This is a genomic window from Photorhabdus tasmaniensis (assembly GCF_011189505.1).
Classification (GTDB): Bacteria; Pseudomonadota; Gammaproteobacteria; order Enterobacterales; family Enterobacteriaceae; genus Photorhabdus; species Photorhabdus tasmaniensis.
Genome location: NZ_PUJU01000131.1, coordinates 1 through 1,978, shown reverse-complemented (window position 1 = coordinate 1,978; position 1,978 = coordinate 1). Strand labels below are relative to the sequence as shown.

Sequence of the window (1,978 nt, the reverse complement as noted above, 5' to 3'; positions counted from 1 at the left end):
AAATTATCAATTTTCGAGCATGAATCAAAAAAAGTTTTGTTCAGAAAATGATATATATCCATCAGCATACTCTCCGAGGAAACTTAGATTTTTATAGCATAGTTGTTATCTTAACCGAATGCCATTGATGGTCAGAAAACCCCAAACTGACACCACCCTTGATTGATTCAAAATAAATCACTATGATTAACTTCGAATCAAACAAAATAATTTGGAGTCAGTAAATGAAGAGCAACATGACACAAGCAACAACCAAGGTGCTGACCGCACACGTGCCACTACTGATGGCCGATAAAGTTGACCAGATGGCAGCCAGACTTGAACGCTCACGCGGCTGGATCATGAAACAGGCTCTTTGTGCATGGATCGCCCAAGAGGAGGATCGAGATCGCCTGACACAAGAAGCGTTGGCAGACGTGGAAGCAGGTAGCGTTATCGATCACCAGGCGGTGCAGGCTTGGGCTGACAGCCTCGGTACCGACCAGCAACTACCAGTGCCACGCTGATGGAACTTAAGTGGAGCAGTAAGGCGCTATCTGATTTGGCGCGCTTGTATGAATTTCTGGCTTTGGCTAACAAGCCCGCTGCGGCTAAGGCGGTACAGGCGCTGACCCAGGCACCGACGATTCTGTTAACCAACCCGCGTATTGGAGAGCAACTGTTCCAGTTCGAGCCACGGGAGGTTAGGCGGATTTTGGTTGGAGAGTACGAGATTCGTTACGAGATCCTTGGTTTGGTTATCTACATGCTGCGGCTGTGGCATACCCGAGAAAATCGTTGAGATTGCAGGGGCTCTCATCAACTATGTAAATCGTGCATGAGGCTTAGCATACGATTTTTTCTGAATTCTGTAGTTGCCCGAATATAATGAGGTTCCAGCGTAGAACCTCTGATTTATGAGAGCATAAAAAACCTTGGGGCACTTACACGGCAAAGCAGCTAAAGAAGTCTCACCTGACAACTTGAATCGCCGCCAGACCATAGGACTGATACCCCGAAGAGCCACTTTCATGATATAAGTTTTCATGGCGAGCTACCTGAGAAAAATAGGCTTAATAGCTCATTCTATCGACGATTTAATAGAGTGCCCCACGCTTTTTTATGCTCTCGCTCTTGGCATTTCAAAATTCTATTCATTGGTGCTTTGACATTTTATCACACCTATTTATATGTCTTTTAAAAATTTTTAATATGTAAAAATTTTAAAAAATCATTGATTTCTGGTGTCTCCCATGTCTATAAGGGTCAATAAGTAATCACTTTGATTTGGTTCCATGAGCATACTCGAATGAGGAGATAGGGAATGAAGGGGATGGGGAGGTCTTTGGGGTATGTTTTATTCTTTGTCATCTGGCTAAATTGTGCAAACGTTTCTCATAATGAGTTGAATATGATAAGAGGTCGGAAGGTGTATATATTTTGTCACTATAGACAGGGACTTTATAAAGATATTGGTAGTTTGTAATGGATGTGTATGGCAGCGCACTAGGCGGCGCTGCCTAAGCTGCCTGCGCGGCAGTTGGTTTTTGTCTTAAGGTAATAGACATAAAAATATTTCTAAGCTACCTGTACGGCAGTTTTTAAATTATAAATGTCTAGAGGATTAAATTCTACATAAAAATTGTATATTTTCCTTCAAAAGTATTTATATTAAATATTATTTTGCACCGAAGTTGAGAGTCAATACATAGACTCAGTGGAAAGGTGGGATTGCATTTTTTTAACAATAAGTTGAACTCTTAAAGAAATAAACTATCTTATGAAGAACCATTGATGATTGGATGTCTTGATACTTTGCTTCTCATGGGATGATAGTCAGGGTTGAAGATATTTATTGGTTGATGATGTACCCAGGGTGAGAGCGTGAGTGTTCATTGTTTAACCATCGAGCATAATCCTGCTATTAACACCTTGTCCATATAGGCACTATTCATACTGGTCATCTTCCGTTTGCGCCGAATACTGGCTTTTTCACTGG

2 protein-coding genes are annotated in these 1,978 nt (G+C 41.5%); both read left to right on the top strand.

From position 1 onward, the window contains the following. Positions 1-224 precede the first annotated feature (224 nt). Positions 225-506, top strand: a complete 282-nt coding sequence (locus tag C5471_RS23090) for a CopG family ribbon-helix-helix protein (protein ID WP_133814643.1) — start codon at positions 225-227, stop codon at positions 504-506. Continuing rightward, complete coding sequence (locus tag C5471_RS23085; protein WP_133814644.1) at positions 506-781, top strand: type II toxin-antitoxin system RelE/ParE family toxin; 276 nt, start codon at positions 506-508, stop codon at positions 779-781. Before C5471_RS23090 ends, C5471_RS23085 begins: the two co-directional genes overlap by 1 nt. The last annotated feature ends 1,197 nt before the right edge of the window (positions 782-1,978 follow it).

What these genes read in the sequence shown, in the direction of transcription:
- C5471_RS23090 (WP_133814643.1), top strand. Translation starts at nt 225, where the DNA reads ATGAAGAGCAACATGACACAAGCAACAACCAAGGTGCTGACCGCACAC.
- C5471_RS23085 (WP_133814644.1), top strand. Translation starts at nt 506, where the DNA reads ATGGAACTTAAGTGGAGCAGTAAGGCGCTATCTGATTTGGCGCGCTTG.